Consider the following 19,965-nt stretch of genomic DNA (forward strand, 5'->3'; position numbering starts at 1 on the left):
CCGCGGGACCGGACTCCCGCCCTCACTCGAACCGAGCGGTGTCCCCGGCGCCCCGCCGCACGATCTCCGCCTCGCCGCTGGAGAAGTCCACGACCGTGGTCGGCTCGGTGCCGCAGTCCCCGGAGTCGACCACCGCGTCCACCGCGTGGTCGAGCCGGTCCTTGATCTCCCAGCCCTGGGTCATCGGCTCCTCCTCGTCGGGCAGCAGGAGCGTGCTGGACAGCAGCGGCTCGCCCAGCTCGGCCAGCAGGGCCTGGGTCACCACATGGTCGGGGATGCGCACGCCCACGGTCTTCTTCTTGGGGTGCTGCAGTATGCGCGGCACCTCGCGGGTGGCCGGCAGGATGAAGGTGTAGCTGCCGGGAGTCGACGCCTTCACGGCCCGGAACACGTCGTTGTCGACGCGGACGAACTGGCCGAGCTGCGCGAAGTCCCGGCACATCAGCGTGAAGTGGTGCCGGTCGTCCAGGTGGCGGATCGAACGGATCCGGTCGATGCCGTCCCGACTGCCCAACTGGCAGCCGAGCGCGTAGCAGGAGTCGGTGGGGTATGCGATGAGCGCACCCGAGCGCACCGCGTCGGCGACCTGGGTGATGCTGCGCGGCTGCGGGTTCTCGGGGTGCACGTCGAAGTACTTCGCCATCCGCCGAGCTTATGCCGTCCCCGGGCGCCGTGCGCGCAGCGGCGGCGTGCCGTGCGTGATGCCGGTGCGGTCCGGTGCCGACCTGAGCGCCGTCGTCTCTTGGGGTAACGTCCAGATTCGAAAGCCGAGGTCAAACCGACGACGAGGAGAAGGGTGACGTGGCCGGCCGAGCCGACGAGGGCCCCCACGCCCAGCAGCCGCAGGACCCCGACACCACGTGGGCGGAGCAGCTGCTCGACCATCTGCGTCCCGCCGGCCGCGACCCCCGCCGGGTCGTCACCTGGCTCGGGCGGACCGTCGGGGCGACGGTCTGCCTCCAGGACGCCCACGGCGGCCTCCTCGCGGGTGAGCGCCTGCCGCTCGACGGCGGTGTGCTCGCCGACGTGGTCACGGGCCGGATCTCCGCGGCCGCCCTGGAGGACGGCGAACGCCATGTCCGCATGGTCGGGATACGCCACCCCGAACAGGGCCCGGCGGTGGGAGAGGTGCTCGCCGTGGCCCGCCCCGAACCCTTCGACCGGCGCGCCGCCGACATCGTGAACCGCACCGCGTCCGTGCTCGAACTGCTCCTGAGGGAGAGGAAGCTGACGGACGACGGGCGCCGGCTGCGCCGGGCCACGGCCGACCTGCGGCTGGCCATCCTGCAGTTGCTGATGGTGGAGGACACCGTCTCCGCCCGCCGGGTCGCGGCCGGGCTGTGGCCGGGCCTGCTCGAGGAGGACACCGCGCGCGTCTACGTCGTCGAGGTCTCCCCCGCCGAGCGGGACGCACTCGCCGACGCCTGCGCGCACATCACCGACGGCTTGGCACTCGTCGTGCGCTGCCCCGCGATGGACGGGCACGTCATCGTCGTCAGCCCCCAGCCGTCGGCGGGGGACCGGCTGCGCTCCCTCGTCGACGGCCGGCCGGGCACCTTCCTCGGCGGCAGCCTGCGCCAGCGCCTCGCCCGGACCGCCACCGCCTACGGGCAGGCCATCAGCGCCCTCGCCGTCGCCCGCTTCCGCCCGGACCAGACGGCCGTCTACGCCGAACGGACCCACCCCGAACGGCTCATGGACCCCGTCGCCCTGCGCGCCTGGTCCGCGGGCGTGCTGCGCCCCCTCGACACACTGCCCCACCACATCCGCGCCGAACTGCTCGCCACGACCCGGCTGGGCCTGGAGTTCACCGCCGTCAACGCGGCCAAGGTCCTCGGCGTCAGCCGCAACACCGTCCGCGCCCGCATGGACCGCGTCGAGGCGCTGCTCGGCACCGACTTCTCCCGCCTCACCACCCGCGCCGCCGCCCACCTCGCGCTCAACACCGAGGCGGTGCAGGGCCCGTACGACCCCGACGGCACGGCCCCGCAGCCGGCTCCCGACGGGCTTGGTGACCTGCTCGCCTCGGCCGCGCTGCGGGCCTGGGCGCAGGACCTCCTCGGCCGCCTGGACGGCGACGGCCGGGACCTGCGCGGCACCCTGCGCGCCTGGATCGCCGCGGACTCGAACGCCGAACGCACGGCCCGGGACCTGGGCGTGCACGCCCAGACCGTACGCGACCACGTCCGGGCCGCCGAACCGGTCCTGGAACGCCAGCTGCTGGCGATGGGCAGCGACCTGTACGAGGTCGTCCTCGCCCACCTGGCCACCGGCGCCCTCGCCACACCCGCCGTCGGCGGGGCGAACCAGGGCCAACCGGACTCCCCTGTGCACAAGTGAGTCCTCGCCGGTCCGGAAAGGGCACCGGTGCGATACCCACCGCCGTGCCCCGCGCGTAGGTTCAGCAGGCGCGGGGCTCGACCGGAACGGGGGACCGGTCGGAGCCCCGCACGTGTCTCAGCCGTCCAGCCGGACCGGCACCTCCTGCCAGCCGTGGGCGATGAACGACGGCACCTGCCGCAGCTCGTCGGGGCCGACGGCCAGGCGCAGCCCGGGGAAGCGGGCGAACAGCGCGGGCAGCGCCGTCAGCGCCTCCATGCGGGCCAGCGGAGCGCCGATGCAGCGGTGCACGCCGATCCCGAACGCCAGATGGTCGTCGGCGCCGCGCGCCGCGTCGAAACCGGCCGCGTCCGGCCCGTAGCGCGCCGGGTCCAGGCCGGCGGCCGCGTACGTCGTGATGATCGCGTCCCCGGCCGGGATCGTCACGCCCCCGACCTTCAGGTCCGCGACCGCGAACCTCAGCGGCAGCGCGGCGACCGACGGGTGCACCCGCAGCGTCTCCTCGACCACCCCCTCCCAGTCGACCTCCCCGGAGCGCACCGCCGCCAGCTGCGCCGGATGCGTCAGCAGGGCGACGACCGCGTTGCCGATGAGATTGACGGTGGTCTCGAACCCGGCGCCGACCACCAGCAGCAGCGTGTGCAGCAGCTCCTCGTCGGAGAGCCGGTCGCCGTCCTCGTCCCGGACCCGGATCAGCTCCGTGGTGAGATCGTCGCCCGGATCCTTGCGCCGGTACGCGAGCAGCGCCCCCAGCACCGTGCCGATCCGCTCCTGCACGGACGCCGCGTGCTCCGGGCTCGGGTCGGAGGTGTCGAAGATGTCGGCGATGAGCCGTGCCGCGTCCTCGCGCAACTCCTCGGGCGCACCAAGCAGTTCGCAGATCAGGCGCATGGGCAGCGGATGGGCGAACCCGGCCCGCAGATCGACGGCACGGCCGTCGGCGCCCTCGGCCGCCAGCGCGTCCAGCAGCTCGGCGGTGATGGCCGCCACCCGCGGGCGCAGCGCCTCGGTGCGCCGGTGCGTGAAGCTCGGCGCCACCAGCTTGCGCAGTCTGGTGTGGTCGGGACCGTAGGTGGACAGCATGTTGACCACACCCACCCAGGTCACGATCCAGCTCCAGGCGGGACGCTCGGCGGTCTCCGGCCACAGCCGCCAGTGCCGGCGCGCGTCCTTGCTCACCAGGGGGTCGAGGATCAGTTCCTTGAGGACGTCGTACCCGGTGGGCGCCCAGGCGGGGATGCCGCCGGGCAGTTCCACGGGCACGACCGGGCCGAGGGCGCGCAGCCGGGCGCTCTCCGCGGCGATGTCGGTGCCGAACGGGTCGAGCGGGATGCGGTCGGTGACGGTCACGACGGCTCTCCTGGCTGGTCGGCTCTCGCGAGGCACCTCCAGTACACAGCGGCACCGGCCGACAGGCGAACAGCGCATTCTCGACTTGGCCGGAAACCGTCCCAGGTGAGAGCGCTTACCTGGCCGCGGGTTCGGCCGGCAGGTTGAAGACGTGGTCGGGGGAGACGATCTTGGTGATCGCCTCGCCGAACAGGGTGCTCGGTTCCTGGCCGTTGTGGTCGATGTCGGTGTTGAGCAGGACCACGAGGGTCGCCTGTGCCGCAGGGAGATAGACGGTCAGGGACTCGTAGCCCGGAAGCGATCCGTTGTGGCCGATCCAGCCCTGCACATTGAAGATGCCCAGCCCGTACCCGGCTCCCGGGATCGGCGTCGCCGGGGTGATGAGCCGCTGCTTCTGCGTGGCCGCGCTGATCATCCGGCTGCCGTCCGGGAATTGGCCGGTCGCCACCGTGCGCGCCCACACCCGCAGGTCCTCCTGTTTCGAGATCATCGCGCCGGCCGCCCACCCCCAGGACGGGTTCCAGCCGGCCGTGTCCGCGATCTTTCCGTCGGCCGTCTGGTTCGTGTAGCCCTGCGCGTGCGGGGAGGGGAACTCGGCGCCGGTCGGGAAGAGGGTGTTCGTCATCCCGGCCGGCTCGGTGACGTGCTGACGGATGTAGTCGCCGAGGCGCTGCCCGCTCTCCTTCTCGACGACCAGGCCGAGCAGGATGAGATTGGTGTTGGAGTAGTAGAACTTCTGTCCCGGCTGGAACAGCACCGGGTGCTTGAACGAGTAGGCGAGCAACTCCTGGGGCGTGAAGCTGCGTTGCAGATCGGACGTGAGCGCCTTGTAGAAGTCGTCGTCCTGGGAGTAGTTGAACAGCCCGCTGCGCATCCCGGCGAGCTGCCGCAGCGTGATCTCGTCCCCGTTCGGCACCCCGTCGACGTACTTGCCGATCGGATCGTCCAGGCCGACCTTGCCCTGGTCCACCAGTTGCAGCAGCGCCGTCACGGTGAAGGTCTTGGTCTCGCTGCCGATCCGCATGTACAGGTCCGGAGTCATCGGCCGGCCGCTGCTCTTGTCGGCGACACCGAACGAGCTGACGTAACTGCCCTGGTGCGGCGTCCAGATGCCGACCGTCACCCCGGGCACGTGCGCCTCGGTCATCACCTTCTGCACGGCGGCGTCGAGTTGGCGGGCCACATCCGGGGTGAGCGTGCGGACCTCCGTCCCCGAAGGGGAGGGGGTGGGCGGGTCGGCGGCGAACGCGGCGGCTACGGACGCCGGCGCCGCCCCCGCGGGAGCGCCGCCGAGCGGCACCAGCAGCGTCCCCACCACGACGGCGACCGCGGCTCCCCTGCGCAGGCATGCGGAAGAATGCGACATGGGCTGACTCCAAGCACGGGAGAACGTGCGGTGGGCGAGACGTCGGAGCCCTGCCTCCCCAGCATAGGAGCGCCCACTTGGCGCCGCCTGTCGGCCGGGTGCGTCCCTCGACGGCATGAGCCGCCTGCTCCGGGATGCTTGTCGGACGGGCGGAAGGCCTCGTTCGAGGGGTGTGCTCACCCGACCCGGTGAGCGGGCGGAGCGGGAGCGTGCCACAGACGCGGCCCGGGCGTTGCCCCGGCATGGACGTCATCGACCGCGCGGACCGGACGGACCGCAGGGATCGAAGCAGCCGCAGGGCCCCGGCGGACCGGACCCGAGAGCCGATCTACGCCCAACTCGTGGCGGAGTGGCGGGCCCAGGGACGCACCGTCCCCGCGGAACGCGAGGTGCACTGGGTCACCCTTGCCGGGCTGGCGTTGCGCATCCGGTCCGAGCCCGAACGCTCCTGATCCGCTACGGCCCGCACATCGGCGCGAGAACCGCCAGCGTGCCGTTGGCCTCCCGCAGCGCCCCCTCCAGCGCGCCGGGCGTGTGCAGCGCGCCGGTGCCGTCCGGCGGGACCAGCCACTCCAGGGAGCGGGCGGGCCGGTACGGCGGCGGTACGGCGACCCAGGACCCCTTGGTCGCGTACCGCAGGCCGGCGCCGACCCAGCCCCCGGACGGGTCCGGCGGCAGGAAGAACCCGACCCGCCCCGCGGCGGTGTCCACCAGGGTCGGCCCCGGCACGGGCAGCGCGGGCCGCCACAGCAGGTCCAGGGTGAGCAGCCCGAGCCGCTCGGGAACGCTCAGCACGTCCCAGAAGCGGCCCGCCTCCAGCAGCGCGATGCCCTCGCCGTGGTCCCACCGCCACTTGCACGCGCGGGGATCGGCCGCCGCCGCGGCGAGCCACTCCACGCCCCGCATCCACATCGTGTTCGTCATCCACCGCTCCGCGTGATCATGCACCCCAACCCGGCATATGCATGCTGATAGATATTTCTACGTGGCGGAAGGGGTGGCGAACCCTGGCGTTTAAGACATTGCGTTCGAACATCGGACAATGGTCAGGCAGTTGGGGCATCACCACCAGGCCGGCCGAGCGTCAGGGCGACGCTTGATTCGAGTGTGGCGACAATCGATTCGAGCGTCAGCTCTTGATGTCATCACGTTTTCGCTCGTACGCTCAGACCCTTCCGTCCCCGGCATGCATCGAGGTACCCCATGGACCGCACGCGTCTGCACGCCCTCCTGGCCCGCGAGAGCGCCGAGGCCGAGCGCCGTAACCCGCGTTCCCAGGAGGCCTACGCGCGGGCCGACCACCTCTTCGGCCGGGTGCCGATGACCTGGATGAACAAGACGGCCGGTGCCTTCCCGCGCTATCTGGCCGGGGCGCGTGGCGCCCGGATCACCGACGTGGACGGGCACGAGTACATCGACTTCTGCCTCGGCGACACGGGCGCGATGGCCGGTCACTCGCCCGCCGCGGTCACCGAGGCGGTCGACCGCCGGTACGCCGGTCTGGGCGGGGCCACCGCCATGCTGCCCACGGAGGACGCCGAGTGGGTCGGCGCCGAGCTGACCCGCCGCTTCGGCCTGGCCCGCTGGAGCTTCTCGCTGACCGCGACCGACGCCAACCGGTGGGCGATCCGGCTCGCCCGGGCCGTCACCGGGCGCCCGAAGATCCTGGTCAACAGCTACTGCTACCACGGCAGCGTCGACGAGTCGCTGATCGTCGTCGGCCCGGACGGCCGGGGCACCGCCCGCCCCGGAAACGTCGGAGCCCCCTGTGACGTCACCCTGACCAGCAGGGTCGCCGAGTTCAACGATCTCGCCGGTCTGGAGCGCGAGCTGGCCCACGGGGACGTCGCCGCCGTCCTGATGGAGCCCGCGCTCACCAACATCGGCATCGTCCTGCCCGAGCCCGGCTACCTCGCGGGCGTCCGGGACCTGACCAGGCGGTACGGCACCCTGCTCATCAACGACGAGACCCACACCTTCTCCGCGGGCCCCGGCGGCTGCACGGCCGCCTGGGACCTGGAGCCGGACCTGCTCACCATCGGCAAGGCGATCGGCGGCGGCATCCCGGCCGGCGCCTACGGCCTCTCCGCGGACCTCGCCGAGCGGCTGCTGGACCGCGCCGACCTGGACCTCGTCGACATGGGCGGCGTCGGCGGCACCCTCGCTGGCAACGCGCTGTCCATCGCCGCGACCCGGGCCACCCTGGAGCATGTGCTCACCGACGAGGCCTTCGCCCGGATGGCGAAGCTCTCCGAGCGCTTCGAGGCGGGCGTCCGGGCCGGCATCGAGGCCCACCACCTGCCCTGGTCCGTCAGCCGCCTCGGCGCCCGCACCGAGTACCGCTTCACCTCGCCGGTGCCCCGCACGGGCACCGAGTCCGCGGCGGCCGCCGACCCGGAGCTGGAGGACTTCCTCCACCTCTACCTCGCCAACCGGGGCATCCTGCTGACCCCGTTCCACAACATGGCGCTCATGTGCCCCGACACCACCGAGCAGGACGTCGACACGCACACCGAGGTCTTCGCCGCGGCCCTCGCCGAACTGGTCGGCTGAGCCGGCACGTTCACCCGGGGACGCATGAAAGGAGAGTCGTGGACGAGATCGACCGGGCCATCCTGCGCGAGCTGCAGACCGACGGCCGTATCGCCTATGCCGACCTCGGCCCGAAGGTCGGACTGTCCGCCTCGGCGGCCCGCCAGCGCCTGCAGCGCCTGCTGGACTCCAGGGCCGTTCAGGTCGTCGGCGTCACCGATCCGATGGCCATGGGCGGCCAGGCCATGGCCCTGCTCGGCATCGGCGTCGACGGCGACCCGCGCATCGTGGCCGACGCCCTCGCCGAGCGCCCCGAGGTGGTCTACTCGGTGCTCACCTCCGGCGGGTTCGACCTGTTCGCGGAGGTGGTCGCGCCGGGCCCCAAGGACCTGCTGGACTTCGTGAACGACGTGGTGCGGCCCCTCGAGGGCGTCCGCGAGATCCAGTCCTTCCCGTACTTCGGCATCCACACCCACCGGTTCCTGTGGGACGTGGGCTGACCCGTGTGTCCGTACAGGCACGGGGGGCCGGGTCAGGTGCCCGGCGGCACGGGGGTCAGGACCAGCAGGGTGGCGTCGTCGCGGACGTCGAAATGCTGTAGCCCGAGGTCGGCCCACACGGCTTCGGCCAGGTCGCCGGAGACGGTGTCCGCGATGCCGGACAGCCGCTCGGGCAGCGGATAGAAGGTGCCGGAGGCGTTCCGGGCCTCCCAGACGCCGTCGGAGGCCAGCAGCAGGCGGTCGCCCGGCCCGAGCGGCACGGTGACCTCCTTGGGGGGATCGGCGTCGGCCAGCCCGAGGCCCAGCGGGGGAGCCGCCGTGACGGCCACCTCGTGGGACCGCCCGCCGTGCAGCAGCACCGGCGCCGGATGACCGCAGGCGACCACCCGCACCGCCCGTGCGTCGGGTGTGAACTCCAGCAGCACCGCGGTCGCGAACAGCTCCCTGTACCGCACGTCCCCCGAGTCCACCGCCAGCCTGCGGTCCATGCGGGCCGCGACCGACTCCAGGTCCGGCTGATCCAGCACCGCCTCCCGGAACGCGCCCAGCAGCGACACCACCGTCGCGACCGCCGACAGCCCGTGCCCCTGTACGTCCCCCATCACCGCCCGGACGCCGTGCGGCCCCGCCCGCACGTCGAAGAAGTCCCCGCCCACCAGCGTCCCGTCCTGGGCGGCCCGGTAGAAGCCCGTGCACCCCACTCGCCCGACGCGCTCCGGCAGCGGCGGCATCACGGCCTGCTGCACGGCCTCGCCGATCGCCCGCTCCATGACCAGCTGGGCGTCCCGGAGCCTGCGCACATGGGAGAGGAACACGCTCAGCAGGGCGACGAACACGATGGTGAGCAGATCGGTGTTGCCGGGACGGTTCAGGTGCGTCGCCGGGATGTTCAGCGCCGCGACGACCAGGGCGCCCAGGACGGCGGTCGCCACCGGCCCGTACGACAGGACGGCGAGCGGTGGGATCGCGCCCAGCAGGAAGCCGAGATCGCCCGCGTGGGGGGTGATGAAAGTGGCCGCGGTCACCGTCACCAGCAGCGCCACCGGCAGCACCCGCACCCATCGCGGCGGTGGCGCGCCCCGCAGCCAGCCGCGCTCCTCCCGGTTCCGACGCGACGACGAGCCGCGCACCGATCGCACATCCCCACGCTACGCCGTCGCCGGGACGGGGCGCATCGCCGGAAGAACGGGGGTGCACCGCGAAAAAGCGGTCGACACCCGGCCGGCGGTCCCTCTAGCGTGTGCGGCACGCCCGAGACGGCCGGAAGGAGGCGAGCGCCATGCAGTCCGCAGTCATCCAGCGCTCCCGCCTTCCCGTTCCTCGGGCGTAACACGTCTGACCGGGAGCGCGTCCCCGCTGTACGCAGCACGCATCCCGGAGGAATCCATGACCGATGTGGTCATCCGCACGCTCGACGAGAGCAGTGCTCACCTTTTCGGCACCCTGCCCGACCCGCTGCGCCTGCGCGAGAAGCACCGGCAGACCTGGTACCGCCACGACTGGAAGCGGGTCGCCCTGCGCGACGGCCGGGTCGTGGCCCGCGCCGCCTGGTGGGCCCGGCCCGAGGACCCCGAGCCGCTCGTCATCAACTGGTTCGACGTGGCCGAGGGCGAGGAGGACGCGGGGGCCGAACTCCTGCGGACGGCGCCCTGGCGCACCGAGGAACTCGAACTCGACCTGCCGGCCGGCTGGCGCGATCTCCCCGGTCTGACCGCCGCCGTCACCACCCGCACCGCCGCCGCCCGCAAGGCCGGATACGAACCCCTGGTGGAACGCTTCCTGTACCGCTGGACCCCGGACCAGGGCCTGCCCGAGCGCCCCGGACGCCTGGTCTTCTCCGCCGAACCGGACGACACGGTCTTCTTCGACGCCCTGCGCCGCATCCACTCCGTCACCCTGGACGCCCACGCTCGCCGGGCCATCGAGCAGGGCGGAGTGGACCAGGCCGCCCAGGAGGAACTCGACATCTTCCACTGGTTCCCTTCGCCGCGCGAGTGGTGGCAGTTCGCCCGCACGCCCGGGGGCGAACCGGTCGGCATCCACATCCCGGCCCGCAACTCGAACGGGCCGTGCATCGGATTCATCGGCGTCCTGCCGGAGCACCGCGGCCACGGCTACGCCTACGACCTCCTCGCCGAGTGCACCCACTTCCTCGCCGAACACGGCGCCGAGTTCATCGCCGGCGCCACCGACCAGGGCAACTTCCCGATGGCCGCACACTTCACCAGGGCCGGCTACCCCGTCGTACGGGAGCGCCTCAACTTCTGGGCCGAGCCCGTTGTCAGTGCCGGGTGACATGCTGAGGAAGTGATCGACAGCGGCTGAACGGGGGAGGGGCCATGGGGTTCGACGGCGAGGTGTGGCGGGTGGGCGCCGGGGAGGACTCCGTCGGGGAGATCGTGATCGACGAGGCTGACTTCCCCTGGCTGTCGGGGAGATTCACCACCGGCCCCGGCTTCGCCGCCGTACAGGATCTCTTCGCCCGTGAGCTGGCCCTGCTGGACGAGGAGAGCTGGGACGAGTGGGAGTCCGCGTACGACGAGATACGGCGCCATGTCTCGCTCTCCTCCCCGGACGGCCCGGTCTCCGAGTTCCTGCTGCACATCGAGGGGGACCGGGCCTGGTTCCGGTGGAGCGACGAACCGTTCGAGGAGGACTGAGGAGGACTGAGGAGGACTGGAGGATCAGGCCAGGGCGGCCGGGGGCTGGTCGACCGACTCCCCGGTCAGCTTGGCCTCCGCCGTCGCGAGGATCTCGGTGACCCGCAGGCCGAACGCGGCGTCGCAGGGGTGTGGGCGGCCCGTGCGGTGGGCGGTGAGCAGGGCGTCCGCGGCGCGGGTGAGGGCGGGGACCGCGCCCTCGGAGCTTCTCGGCAGGAGCGACACGCCGGCCTCACCCCGCAGTTCGAGGTCGGCGCCGGCCGCCGCGGGTGGTGCCGTCAGGCTCAGCGTGAGCGTGCTGGACGCGCCGGCGGCATGGTCGAGGACCAGGTGCACGGTGTCGGCGGGGCCGTACGCCGCCGCCAGGACCTGCCGTACGTCGCCGAGGACCGGCAGCAGCACGGACAGGGCATGCGGTCCCACGTCCCACAGCGCGCCCTTCTCCCGCCGCCACGGGGAGGCCGCGAACGGGCTGTCGCTGGTGAACACCGCCCCCAGCCACTGCGCCCGCGCCGTGAACCAGCCCGCCGCGGCGGCCTGTTCGTCGATCCAGGCTTCCGGTTCCTTCTGGAAGCGTGTGGTGAAGAACACCACCGAGGCCACCCCGGCCCGCTCCGTGGCCCCGGTCACGGCCCGCGCCTCGGCGACGCCGAGGGCCAGGGGCTTGTCCAGCAGGAGATGCCGTCCCGCCCGCGCGGCCCGTACCGCCAACTCGGCCTGCACGGACGGGGGAAGGGCCACCGCCACCGCGTCCACGTCGGCCAGCAGCGCGTCCACGTCGTCGTACGCCGGCACGCCGTACCGCTCCGCCAGCGCGGTGGCCGCCTCCGGGCGGCGGCCCCACACCCCGGCGAAGTCCAGGCCGGTGTGCCCGGCGAGCGCGGGGGCGTAGGCCGCCTGGGCCCACGGGCCCGTTCCCAGCAGTCCGATGCGCATCTCGCGTTCCTTTCTCCTGACCGGTCGCCACGGTCTCACGAGGCCGTGTCCCGGTCGCCGTCGACGTACGGCAGCGTCTGGTCCCCGTCCCCGGCCAGCCATCGCGCGATGGCCTCGGCGATCGGCTGGCCGGTGTCCATCTCGACGAAGCCGAACTGGCCCGACTGGTTGCACTCCAGGAACCACCAGATCCCGTCCGCGTCCTCCGCGAAGTCGAAGGCACCGTACGCGAGTTCGGCGTCCTTCATGTAGCGCTGGACGGCCTCGGCGACGCGCGGCGGTACCTGGGCCGGGAGCCAGGGCGAGACCGACGGGGCGAACCGGACGTCGACGTCGTCGGGGTGGCCGTCCGGGTCGGCCGGCTTGCGCGCGGCCAGCAGCCGCTCGCCGACGACCGTGAGCCGGATGTCGGCCCGCTTGGGGATCCGCCGCTGCAGCAGGGTCGGACCGAAGGCGACGGCGGCGAAGTCGGCGTCCGGCGCGACCCGGCTGGTGGGCACCGCCCGCGGCGGCTCCTGGGGGTGCGCGCCGGAGACGGGCTTGACCACCAGATCCGGGAAGCGCTCGGCGAACTCCCGGGCCGCCTGTGGAAACGTCGTGATCAGCGTGGCCGGCACGGCGAGCCCGCTGAGCTGGGCGAGCCGCAGCTGCCAGGGCTTGTGGCGGGCCCGCCGGGCCGCGTCCGGATGGTTCATCCAGCGCGCGCCGGTACAGCGCAGCATGCCGTAGAGCGCCTGGGCGGACTCCTCCGTCAGCCAGGCGGAGGGCTGGGCGGCGCGCGTGGCCGCGTCTCCCGGCCTGCGCACCCAGATGGAGCGCAGGCCGCTCATGCTCACCAGGCGCCCGCCCACGGACAGGTGTCCGCGGGAGGCGCCCTGCACGTACTCGCCCGACAACGCCACGCCGTTGGTGAGGTCGGCGGGATCGAGCCGGACGACGGGCACGCCGGCCTCGCCCAGCCGGAGGACCACCATGTCCGCCGTCACGTCCTCTTCACTGGTCAGGATGAGCACGGTCATCTTCCGTCGGCCCGCGTTCAGTCGTCGAAGTGCGTCTTGGAGCCGGCCGTGGAGGTCGTCGTCCCCAGTGCTCGCAAAGTCGCGTGGTCGGTGGCGGCGATCCGCCCGTCCGGGAGGACGTTCAACTGCAGTCCGGAGTCGTACGCGTACGGAGCGGTGACGTCCAACTGCACAGCGGGGCGCGCGTAGTTGAGCGTGAACGGTTGCATGGTCTCTCCCTGATTCGGCTTTCACGTCCTTATACGAATCGAACGGGTGGTTGGTTTCCTTACGCTCCGTGACCGGGGTCCGGAGCGGGGCCGTTCGGGGCGTCAGGTAGGAGGACGTCGCCGCAGGCGAGGGGAGTTGCGCGCTCCGCCCGCGGGCCTGCGGTGCCCTTCATTCCGTTCGTTCCGTGAGCGCGCCGCGGGCCGCGGCGAGGGTCCGTTCGGCGTAGCCGCGGCCGAACAGCACCACGTGCACCAGCAGCGGGAAGAGCTGGTGCAGGCCGACGCGCCGCCGCCAGCCGTCGGCCAGCGGCGCCGCCTCCTGGTACCCGGCCAGCACCCGGTCCAGATGCGGGCAGCCGAACAGCTGGAGCATCGCCAGGTCGGTCTCCCGGTGCCCGCCGTGCGCGGCCGGGTCGATGATCCGGACCTCCCCGTCGGCGCCCCACAGCACATTGCCGTTCCACAGGTCGCCGTGCAGCCGGGCGGGCGGCTCGGCCGGCCCGGCGAGTTCCGGGAGCCGCTCGCAGACCCGCTCGACCACGGCCGCCTCCGCGGTCCGCAGGTTGCCGGCGTCGACCGCACCGCGCAGGTACGGCAGCACCCGGTGCTCGGCGTACCAGCCGGGCCAGTCGCCCCCGGGTGCGTTGCGCATGGGCGCGAGGCCGATGTACGCCTCTTCGGGCCCGCCCGGCGGCGGCGCGCCGAACGCCGGCGCCCCGGCGGCGTGCAGGGCCGCGAGGGCATGGCCGAAACGCGTCGCCGCCACGCCGTCGGGCTGCCCGGTCGGCACGCGCTCGGTGACCATCCACCGCTCGTCATGGCCGAGCACCGCCGGCACCCGGACCGCACCCGCAGCGCCGAGCCAGCGCAGCCCGGTCACCTCGGCCCGTACGGCGCCGGGCGCGTCGCCACGCTTGACCATCACCGCCGTACCGCCTTCGAGCATCACCTCGGCGGGCGATCCGGACGGCGCCCGCGCAGCCGTGACCCGGCGCCCGGTGAGGCGGGACGCCGCCTGCCCTGCATCCTCGTCTCCGTTGACCACGGCCCCAGAGTACGACCCGCAAATGAGGTTCCCCTGAGGGCACTTCGACCGTTGATACGACTGTTTTCGGCCAAACCCAGGCAGTAACTACCCGTGTTGACGTCGTACGACTAGCGTGAGGGCGCCGCGTCGCCACACCAGGGGCACAGGGCCCTCGAGGGACTAGCGCGCGGCGGAGGATTTCCCCTTTGACCACAGCATCCGTGCTGATGGCCGACGTCTTCGAGGTTCAGCCCTACACCTCCCACTGCGAAGTCATCTTCGGCGAGGGCGCACACGCCGTGATCGGTGTGTCCCCGGGCAACAGCTACTTTTCTGCCCAACGCCTGCACGACCTCGCCCGCTGGGGGCTGGACCACTTCGACAGGGTCGACTTCGTCTACACCGACCTGTACGTGGCCGAGATGTACGAGGCATCCGGCTATCCACCCGACGAGGCCCGCCGCAAGGCGGTGAAGAACCTGCGGGGCGTGCGCGCGAAGGTCCGCGACGCGGTGACGGAGGCCGACCCGGAGGGCACCCGGCTCGACTGGCACCCGATGTCGGCCTTCCGCACCAACCCCGCCTACCAGGAGATCCACCGGCAGCTGCAGCACCGGCTGCACTCCGACGGCGACTTCCGGGCCGTCTGCAACGCCCTGGTGAGCCGTTTCCTGTCGGGCCGCGGCGAGGAGGCGAGCGAGCGGCAGCGCGAGGTGTGCCTGGAGTACGTGTGCGCCGAGGCCCCGCTGTTCCTCGACACCCCCGCCATCCTCAAAGTGCCCTCCTCGCTCAACTGCTACCACCAACTGCTGCCGATGGCCGAGCTGTTGTACTCCCGTGGCGCCGGACTGCGCGCCTCCCGCAACCAGGGCCACGCCATCGTGACGCCCGCCGCCCAGGAAGGAGTCGCGGCATGACCACCGCACCCGACATCCGCACCGAAGCACCGCTGCTGGACTTCCCGTTCTCCTGGGACGGCACTCGCGTGCCCGCCGAGGTCGAGGACCTGCGCGCCGCCACCCCCGTACGGCGCGTGCGGACCATCGCCGGCGACGAGGCATGGCTGGTCTCCTCCTACGACCTGTGCCAGCAGGTCCTGAAGGACGACCGCTTCTCCCTCAAGGACACCTCCGCGCCCGGCGTCCCCCGCCAGTACGCGCTCACGATCCCGCCCGAGGTCGTGAACAACATGGGCAACATCACCGGGGCGGGACTGCGCCGGGCGGTGATGAAGGCGCTCAACCCCAAGGCCCCCGGCCTGCTGGACTGGCTGCGCGAGGAGGCCCACCGCCTGGTGGACCTGATGGTGGCCGAAGGGCCGACGGTGGACCTGCGCGCGGCGTTCTGCGAGCCGTACTCGGCGGGCATGCACTGCCGCATCCTCGGCATCCCGCAGACCGAGGCCCCGGCCTTCCTGCGCAGCCTCGACATCGCCTTCATGAACTCGGCGTGCCCGATCACCGGCGCGAAGATCAACTGGGACCGGGACATCGCCCGGATGGCCGCCCTGCTCGACGACCCGGCGACCCACGGGCTGATGGGCGAACTCGCCGCCCTGCGCGACGACCCCGAGTACGCCCACCTGAGCGACGAGATGCTGGCCACCGTCGGCGTCACCATGTTCGGCGCCGGCACCATCTCGACCTCGGGCTTCCTCGCCATGGCACTGGTCTACCTGCTCACCCACCCCATAGCCCGGGACCTCCTCAGGGAGCGCCCCGACCTGATAGGCCCGGGGGTGGAGGAGCTGCTGCGGGTGAACCTCTCCATCGGCGACGCCCTGCCGCGCCTCGCCCTGGAGGACGTCCGGCTCGGCGACGTGCACATTCGCCAGGGCGAACTCGTTCTGGTCCTGGTGGAGGGCGCCAACCTCGACCCGGAGAAGTTCCCGGACCCGCACCGCTTCGACGTCCACCGCGACAACACCGCCGACCACCTGTCCTTCGGCAGCGGGGCCCACTACTGCCCCGCCACCGCCCTCGGCCGCGCGCACGCCCGGATCGCCCTCGAGGTCCTGCTCGACCGCCTGCCGGACCTCGCGCTCGCCGTGCCGTCGAGTCAGTTGGTCTGGCGCACCGGCTTCATGAAGCGAATCCCCGAACGTCTCCCGGTGGCCTGGTAACCCACAGGCTCCCCGTACGTCCCGTACGGCGTCCCCGGTCCGGCACCCCGGACGGGGACGCCGACGTATTCGACCGTCCCCGGCTCGCGGGCGGGGATGTCGGTGTGCGTCGCCGTGGCTGCGCCGTGGGTGGGGATGTCGGCGTACCTCACCGTCACCGCGCCGTGGACGGGGACGCCGATGTACGCCACGGTCCCCGGCTCGCGGGCGGGGATGTCGGTGTGCGTCGCCGTGGCTGCGCCGTGGGTGGGGATGTCGGCGTACCTCACCGTCACCGCGCCGTGGACGGGGACGCCGATGTACGCCACGGTCCCCGGCTCGCGGGCGGGGATGTCGGTGTGCGTCGCCGTGGCTGCGCCGTGGGTGGGGATGTCGGCGTACCTCACCGTCACCGCGCCGTGGACGGGGACGCCGATGTACGCCACAGCCACCGCGCCCCGGACTGGGACGCCGACTTACGCCGCCGTCACCGGCCTGCGGACTCCGATCGCGTCAGCCCCACCGGATTGCCGGGCGGCAGCAGCCCCGAGTGCTCGACGGTGTGGGCGAGCGGCTCCAGCAGCTCGGCCAGGCGTGCGGTGCGTTCCGTACCGAGCGCGGTCCATGGGCGCTCGGCCGCCTCGTCGGTCCGCATCTCGATGTGCGCGCGCCCGGCGACGCCCGCGCGGGTCAGCGATCCGTCCTCGGCGAGGAAGCCGCGCTCCCGCAGGGCCGCCTCGGCTGCCGCCCAGTCCTCCGGCTCCCACTTGCGGGTCTCCCGCAGGAACGGCCCGTCCGATTCCCCGGCAGCCGCCTTGAGCACCATCGCCTCGACCGGCCCGAGCCCCAGGCCCACCAGCACGGCGACATGCCCGTCGCCCCGGTGCTCACGCAGGGTCGTCACGGCCTGCCACAACCGCACCGCCGGCCGCTCGGGCCGCTCCAGCGCCTGGTTGGCGGCAGCCAGTACCCGTCCCGGAATGTCCGCCGCGGCCGCCGCCTCCCACGCGAGATCGGCCGCCTCCGCCAGCTCCGCCGAGTCCACCGCATCCGGCCCGAACAGCCGGGTCATGGCCGCCTCCATCGCCTCCCACCGGGCCGCCAGCACCTCCTCCGGAGCCGCGTACACCCAGGCGTCGGGCAGCGCACGGGCCACCCGGGAGGGGTGGAAGACGTAGAAGGAGCCGGTGACCACGGACGGCGACACCGCGCCCAGCGGGGCAGCCCGCAGCGCGAAGTACCCCATCCAGAACCCACGCATCCCCAGCCGGTCCGCAGCCTGCCTCGCCTCGGGCGCGAAGTACACAAGATCGTGCACCGGCTCGTACCGCTCCCACATCCTCCGCGCGATCCCGCCCGCCACTGCTTCCTCCCACCACGTCGCCCTGCCGTACTGTCGGCACCAGCCTGCGCTATGACCGCCGTCATAACAAGCGGATACGGCTCGCCTTCCGGTTGCTCGTACGACGCACCCCTGCCTCACAGCCCCATCCCTGTCACAAGCATTGACGCGCCCCTCCCGCACCTCTACTTTCTGACCGACTTACCGAACTTCGTTCGAAATACCGACAGTTGAAGCATCGCAGGAGACCACATGCGCGCAACCCCCCACCGCCAGGGCCTGCCCTCACGTCGGCTGTTCCTCGGCATGGCCGCGGCCGTGCCGCTGGCCGCGGCCACCGACCTGGGCCTGGGCGCCCACCCCGCCCACGCCGCGGACTCCGCCTATGTCATGGGGTACTTCACGGAGTCACCGAACGGCACCGGTACCGACTACGGCCTGCACCTCGCCGTCAGCACGGACGCGCTGCGCTGGATGCCGCTCAACCAGAACAACCCCGTCGTCACCCCGACCGAAGGTGCCGGCGGGCTGCGCGACCCCTTCATCCTGCGCAAGCAGAACGGCGCCTTCGTCGTCCTCGCCACCGACCTCAAGGGCACCGACTGGAGCTACGTCAGCCAGTACATCCATGTCTGGGACTCCGCCGACCTGCGCACCTTCACCAACTACCGCCGCCTCAAGCTGCACGACATGAACACCCACAGCTGGGCGCCGGAGGCCTTCTGGGACGCGGGCCGCGGCCAGTACGGCATCATCTACTCGTCCGTGAACTCCAGCGGACACAACGTGATCATGGTGAACTACACCAGCGACTTCCAGACCGTCTCCGCCCCGCAGGTCTTCTTCGATCCCGGCTACGACGTCATCGACGGAGACCTGGCCGTGGGCGTGGGCGGCGTCAACTATCTCTACTTCAAGAGCAGTTCGGCGCAGGCGCTGGTCGGCGCCAAGTCCACCTCGCTGGACCCCGGGAGCTTCACGGTCTTCAGCACACCGGCCGCCCACGGCGGTACCGAGGCCCCCATCCTCGTCAAGTCCCAGACCTCCGCCACCTGGTGGCTGTGGGGAGACACGTACACACCGAACGGCGTCTTCTACGCCTGGCAGAGCACCGACCTGGCCGCGGGCACCTGGTCCGCCCTCGACCAGCGCACCTACACCCAGCCGGTCAACTCCAAGCACGGCACCATCCAGCCCATCACCACCACCGAGTACACCAACCTCGTGGCCAAGTGGGGCGCACCCGCCTGGAACCGGATCAAGTCCTACAACCACCCCGACCGCTACATCCGCCACTCGGACTACGTGGGCCGTATCGACGCCTACCCCTTCGACCCGTACACCGACTCCCAGTGGAAACTCGTCCCCGGCCTGGCCGACAGCGCCGGCGTCTCCTTCCAGTCGGTGAACTACCCGACCCGCTACCTGCGGCACTACGCGTACCAGCTGCGCCTCGACGTGAACGACGGAACCTCCGCGTTCGCCCAGGACGCCACCTTCTACAAGACCGCGGGCCTCGCGGACGCCGGCTGGACGTCCTTCCGCTCGTACAACTACCCCACCCGTTACATCAGGCATTCGGACTACGTCCTGCGCATCGACCCGATCTCCACGGCCACGGACCAGGCGGACGCCACCTTCTTCGTGGGCTACTGACGGCGGCGGGGGGGCGTGCCGGCGGGTGATGGGGACTGACCCGGACGGGGGGTGTTCCGGCGTGTCGCTGGGGCAGACGGGTGGCGCGATGACACGGCTGGGCGGCTCGGATGGTGCGGGGCAACCGCCTGACTGACGGTGGTTCATGTCGAGGCCGGGTTCATTCAGCCGATGTCGAATCCGCTGCCCGGCCACGGCGGAAGGACCCCGATATGCGTTCTGCCCGCATGCTCCTCGCCGCGGCTGCCGCCACGGCCGCCTTCTCCTTCGCCACACCCGGCGCCGCGTTCGCCGTACCGGCCGGGGACGACGGCGGCCGTGACGACTCCTCGTACAGCAGGGACCACGACAGCGATTCCGACCGTGACAGCGATTCCGGCGGTGACCACGACAAAGGCTCCGGCCGCGACCAGGACAAGGGGTCGGACAGCGGCCACGACAACGACTACAGCACGGATCGCGACAAGGGCAGCAGTCACGACTCGCCGCGCGGCGGAATGCACACGGGCGGCGGTGCCCTCGCCGCGGTGCGGGGTGACGACGACTGGAGCTCGAACAGCGACGACAGCAGGTTCGACCCCGAGTCCTACAAGGACAAGGATGAGGGCAACGGAGGCAAGGGCGACAAGGGTGACAACAGCGACAAGGGAGATAAAGGAGATAAAGGAGATAAGGGAGACGAGGACAGCGGGCGCGGCAAGGACGACTGGGGCGGCGGTGACGACCAGGACAAGCCGCGCGGCGGCATGCACACCGGAGGCGGCGCCCTCGCCACGCCCGGTGTCACCGCGGGCGGGCTTGCCGTGCTCGCGGTAGGCGCCACCGGCATGTACGCCCTGCGCCGCAAGAAGGCCGACGGGCCGGCGTCCTGACCGGACCACCCCATGCGCAGGGGATGCGGCCGCCGCCGGCGCACCCCGTGCCGGC

At 72.1% G+C, this 19,965-nt stretch carries 21 protein-coding genes; 10 read left to right on the top strand and 11 right to left on the bottom strand.

What is annotated here, in order from left to right; genetic code table 11:
* Positions 1 to 22: 22 nt before the first annotated feature.
* The gene (locus CRP49_RS33190; protein WP_179851828.1) at positions 23 to 643 is read right to left on the bottom strand and encodes an L-threonylcarbamoyladenylate synthase; all 621 of its coding nucleotides are present in this window, start codon (positions 641 to 643) and stop codon (positions 23 to 25) included.
* A gap of 158 nt (positions 644 to 801) precedes the next feature.
* Between CRP49_RS33190 and CRP49_RS33195 the strand changes: the two genes are divergently transcribed.
* Positions 802 to 2,340: a helix-turn-helix domain-containing protein gene (locus CRP49_RS33195; protein ID WP_097256672.1), complete on the top strand. Its 1,539-nt coding sequence runs from the start codon at positions 802 to 804 to the stop codon at positions 2,338 to 2,340.
* 117 nt (positions 2,341 to 2,457) lie between these two features.
* Here the strand turns inward: CRP49_RS33195 and CRP49_RS33200 are convergent, their stop codons facing one another.
* Entirely contained in the window at positions 2,458 to 3,690 is a 1,233-nt protein-coding gene (locus CRP49_RS33200) for a cytochrome P450 (RefSeq protein WP_097256673.1), read from the bottom strand.
* 115 nt (positions 3,691 to 3,805) lie between these two features.
* Entirely contained in the window at positions 3,806 to 5,056 is a 1,251-nt protein-coding gene (locus tag CRP49_RS33205; protein WP_097256674.1) for a serine hydrolase, read from the bottom strand.
* 242 nt (positions 5,057 to 5,298) lie between these two features.
* On the opposite strand from CRP49_RS33205, the gene CRP49_RS33210 reads away from it, so the two are divergent.
* Entirely contained in the window at positions 5,299 to 5,508 is a 210-nt protein-coding gene (locus tag CRP49_RS33210; protein ID WP_257033567.1) for a hypothetical protein, read from the top strand.
* A gap of 4 nt (positions 5,509 to 5,512) precedes the next feature.
* On the opposite strand, the gene CRP49_RS33215 is transcribed toward CRP49_RS33210, so the two are convergent.
* A complete protein-coding gene (locus CRP49_RS33215; RefSeq protein ID WP_097256675.1) occupies positions 5,513 to 5,980 on the bottom strand; it encodes a hypothetical protein in 468 nt (155 codons plus the stop codon).
* A 279-nt stretch (positions 5,981 to 6,259) separates the two neighbouring features.
* Here CRP49_RS33215 and CRP49_RS33220 point away from each other — a divergent pair, with 279 nt between their 5' ends.
* Positions 6,260 to 7,609: a transaminase gene (locus CRP49_RS33220; protein WP_097256676.1), complete on the top strand. Its 1,350-nt coding sequence runs from the start codon at positions 6,260 to 6,262 to the stop codon at positions 7,607 to 7,609.
* Between the two features lie 38 nt (positions 7,610 to 7,647).
* Entirely contained in the window at positions 7,648 to 8,088 is a 441-nt protein-coding gene (locus tag CRP49_RS33225) for an Lrp/AsnC family transcriptional regulator (RefSeq protein WP_097256677.1), read from the top strand.
* A gap of 32 nt (positions 8,089 to 8,120) precedes the next feature.
* On the opposite strand, the gene CRP49_RS33230 is transcribed toward CRP49_RS33225, so the two are convergent.
* Positions 8,121 to 9,227, bottom strand: a complete 1,107-nt coding sequence (locus CRP49_RS33230; RefSeq protein WP_097256678.1) for a PP2C family protein-serine/threonine phosphatase — start codon at positions 9,225 to 9,227, stop codon at positions 8,121 to 8,123.
* Positions 9,228 to 9,474: 247 nt separating this feature from the next.
* Between CRP49_RS33230 and CRP49_RS33235 the strand changes: the two genes are divergently transcribed.
* On the top strand, positions 9,475 to 10,383 hold the full coding sequence (locus CRP49_RS33235; protein WP_097256679.1) for a GNAT family N-acetyltransferase: 909 nt from the start codon (positions 9,475 to 9,477) through the stop codon (positions 10,381 to 10,383).
* 44 nt (positions 10,384 to 10,427) lie between these two features.
* Positions 10,428 to 10,748, top strand: coding sequence for a hypothetical protein (locus tag CRP49_RS33240; protein ID WP_097256680.1), 321 nt, complete (start codon positions 10,428 to 10,430; stop codon positions 10,746 to 10,748).
* A gap of 24 nt (positions 10,749 to 10,772) precedes the next feature.
* Here CRP49_RS33240 and CRP49_RS33245 read toward each other — a convergent pair whose 3' ends face one another.
* The 4 genes from CRP49_RS33245 to CRP49_RS33260 all read right to left on the bottom strand — a co-directional run bounded on the left by CRP49_RS33245 (position 10,773) and on the right by CRP49_RS33260 (position 13,957).
* Positions 10,773 to 11,684, bottom strand: a complete 912-nt coding sequence (locus CRP49_RS33245; RefSeq protein ID WP_097256681.1) for a Gfo/Idh/MocA family protein — start codon at positions 11,682 to 11,684, stop codon at positions 10,773 to 10,775.
* Between the two features lie 35 nt (positions 11,685 to 11,719).
* Positions 11,720 to 12,703, bottom strand: a complete 984-nt coding sequence (gene tgmB / locus CRP49_RS33250) for an ATP-grasp ribosomal peptide maturase (protein WP_097256682.1) — start codon at positions 12,701 to 12,703, stop codon at positions 11,720 to 11,722.
* Between the two features lie 17 nt (positions 12,704 to 12,720).
* Positions 12,721 to 12,912 carry a putative ATP-grasp-modified RiPP gene (tgmA, locus tag CRP49_RS33255; RefSeq protein WP_014670659.1) on the bottom strand — a complete coding sequence of 64 codons (192 nt, stop codon included), beginning with the start codon at positions 12,910 to 12,912 and terminating at the stop codon, positions 12,721 to 12,723.
* Positions 12,913 to 13,081: 169 nt separating this feature from the next.
* A complete protein-coding gene (locus CRP49_RS33260; RefSeq protein WP_097256683.1) occupies positions 13,082 to 13,957 on the bottom strand; it encodes a fructosamine kinase family protein in 876 nt (291 codons plus the stop codon).
* A gap of 188 nt (positions 13,958 to 14,145) precedes the next feature.
* On the opposite strand from CRP49_RS33260, the gene CRP49_RS33265 reads away from it, so the two are divergent.
* Both CRP49_RS33265 and CRP49_RS33270 read left to right on the top strand, forming a co-directional pair.
* Positions 14,146 to 14,856 carry a tRNA-dependent cyclodipeptide synthase gene (locus CRP49_RS33265; RefSeq protein WP_257033568.1) on the top strand — a complete coding sequence of 237 codons (711 nt, stop codon included), beginning with the start codon at positions 14,146 to 14,148 and terminating at the stop codon, positions 14,854 to 14,856.
* Complete coding sequence (locus CRP49_RS33270; RefSeq protein WP_097256685.1) at positions 14,853 to 16,061, top strand: cytochrome P450; 1,209 nt, start codon at positions 14,853 to 14,855, stop codon at positions 16,059 to 16,061. The genes CRP49_RS33265 and CRP49_RS33270 overlap by 4 nt, the downstream gene beginning before the upstream one ends.
* On the opposite strand, the gene CRP49_RS33275 is transcribed toward CRP49_RS33270, so the two are convergent.
* Together CRP49_RS33275 and CRP49_RS33280 are read right to left on the bottom strand one after the other, a co-directional pair.
* Entirely contained in the window at positions 15,998 to 16,486 is a 489-nt protein-coding gene (locus CRP49_RS33275) for a hypothetical protein (RefSeq protein ID WP_097256686.1), read from the bottom strand. The genes CRP49_RS33270 and CRP49_RS33275 overlap by 64 nt on opposite strands.
* Positions 16,487 to 16,527: 41 nt before the next feature.
* Complete coding sequence (locus CRP49_RS33280) at positions 16,528 to 17,403, bottom strand: hypothetical protein (RefSeq protein ID WP_097256687.1); 876 nt, start codon at positions 17,401 to 17,403, stop codon at positions 16,528 to 16,530.
* 231 nt (positions 17,404 to 17,634) lie between these two features.
* Here CRP49_RS33280 and CRP49_RS33285 point away from each other — a divergent pair, with 231 nt between their 5' ends.
* Together CRP49_RS33285 and CRP49_RS33290 are read left to right on the top strand one after the other, a co-directional pair.
* Positions 17,635 to 19,038 carry a glycoside hydrolase family 43 protein gene (locus CRP49_RS33285; protein WP_097256688.1) on the top strand — a complete coding sequence of 468 codons (1,404 nt, stop codon included), beginning with the start codon at positions 17,635 to 17,637 and terminating at the stop codon, positions 19,036 to 19,038.
* Positions 19,039 to 19,250: 212 nt separating this feature from the next.
* Positions 19,251 to 19,910 carry a hypothetical protein gene (locus CRP49_RS33290; protein WP_097256689.1) on the top strand — a complete coding sequence of 220 codons (660 nt, stop codon included), beginning with the start codon at positions 19,251 to 19,253 and terminating at the stop codon, positions 19,908 to 19,910.
* Positions 19,911 to 19,965 lie beyond the last annotated feature (55 nt).

It is taken from the genome of Streptomyces sp. Ag109_G2-15, from assembly GCF_900215565.1.
GTDB classification, from domain to species: domain Bacteria; phylum Actinomycetota; class Actinomycetes; order Streptomycetales; family Streptomycetaceae; genus Streptomyces; species Streptomyces diastatochromogenes.

Bases quoted from the DNA above. Each gene is read 5' to 3' on its own strand.
- CRP49_RS33290 (WP_097256689.1), top strand. From the start codon at position 19,251: ATGCGTTCTGCCCGCATGCTCCTCGCCGCGGCTGCCGCCACGGCCGCC.
- tgmA (WP_014670659.1), bottom strand. From the start codon at position 12,912: ATGCAACCGTTCACGCTCAACTACGCGCGCCCCGCTGTGCAGTTGGAC.
- tgmB (WP_097256682.1), bottom strand. From the start codon at position 12,703: ATGACCGTGCTCATCCTGACCAGTGAAGAGGACGTGACGGCGGACATG.
- CRP49_RS33190 (WP_179851828.1), bottom strand. From the start codon at position 643: ATGGCGAAGTACTTCGACGTGCACCCCGAGAACCCGCAGCCGCGCAGC.
- CRP49_RS33235 (WP_097256679.1), top strand. From the start codon at position 9,475: ATGACCGATGTGGTCATCCGCACGCTCGACGAGAGCAGTGCTCACCTT.
- CRP49_RS33210 (WP_257033567.1), top strand. From the start codon at position 5,299: ATGGACGTCATCGACCGCGCGGACCGGACGGACCGCAGGGATCGAAGC.
- CRP49_RS33270 (WP_097256685.1), top strand. From the start codon at position 14,853: ATGACCACCGCACCCGACATCCGCACCGAAGCACCGCTGCTGGACTTC.
- CRP49_RS33220 (WP_097256676.1), top strand. From the start codon at position 6,260: ATGGACCGCACGCGTCTGCACGCCCTCCTGGCCCGCGAGAGCGCCGAG.
- CRP49_RS33245 (WP_097256681.1), bottom strand. From the start codon at position 11,684: ATGCGCATCGGACTGCTGGGAACGGGCCCGTGGGCCCAGGCGGCCTAC.
- CRP49_RS33205 (WP_097256674.1), bottom strand. From the start codon at position 5,056: ATGTCGCATTCTTCCGCATGCCTGCGCAGGGGAGCCGCGGTCGCCGTC.
- CRP49_RS33285 (WP_097256688.1), top strand. From the start codon at position 17,635: ATGCGCGCAACCCCCCACCGCCAGGGCCTGCCCTCACGTCGGCTGTTC.
- CRP49_RS33215 (WP_097256675.1), bottom strand. From the start codon at position 5,980: ATGACGAACACGATGTGGATGCGGGGCGTGGAGTGGCTCGCCGCGGCG.
- CRP49_RS33240 (WP_097256680.1), top strand. From the start codon at position 10,428: ATGGGGTTCGACGGCGAGGTGTGGCGGGTGGGCGCCGGGGAGGACTCC.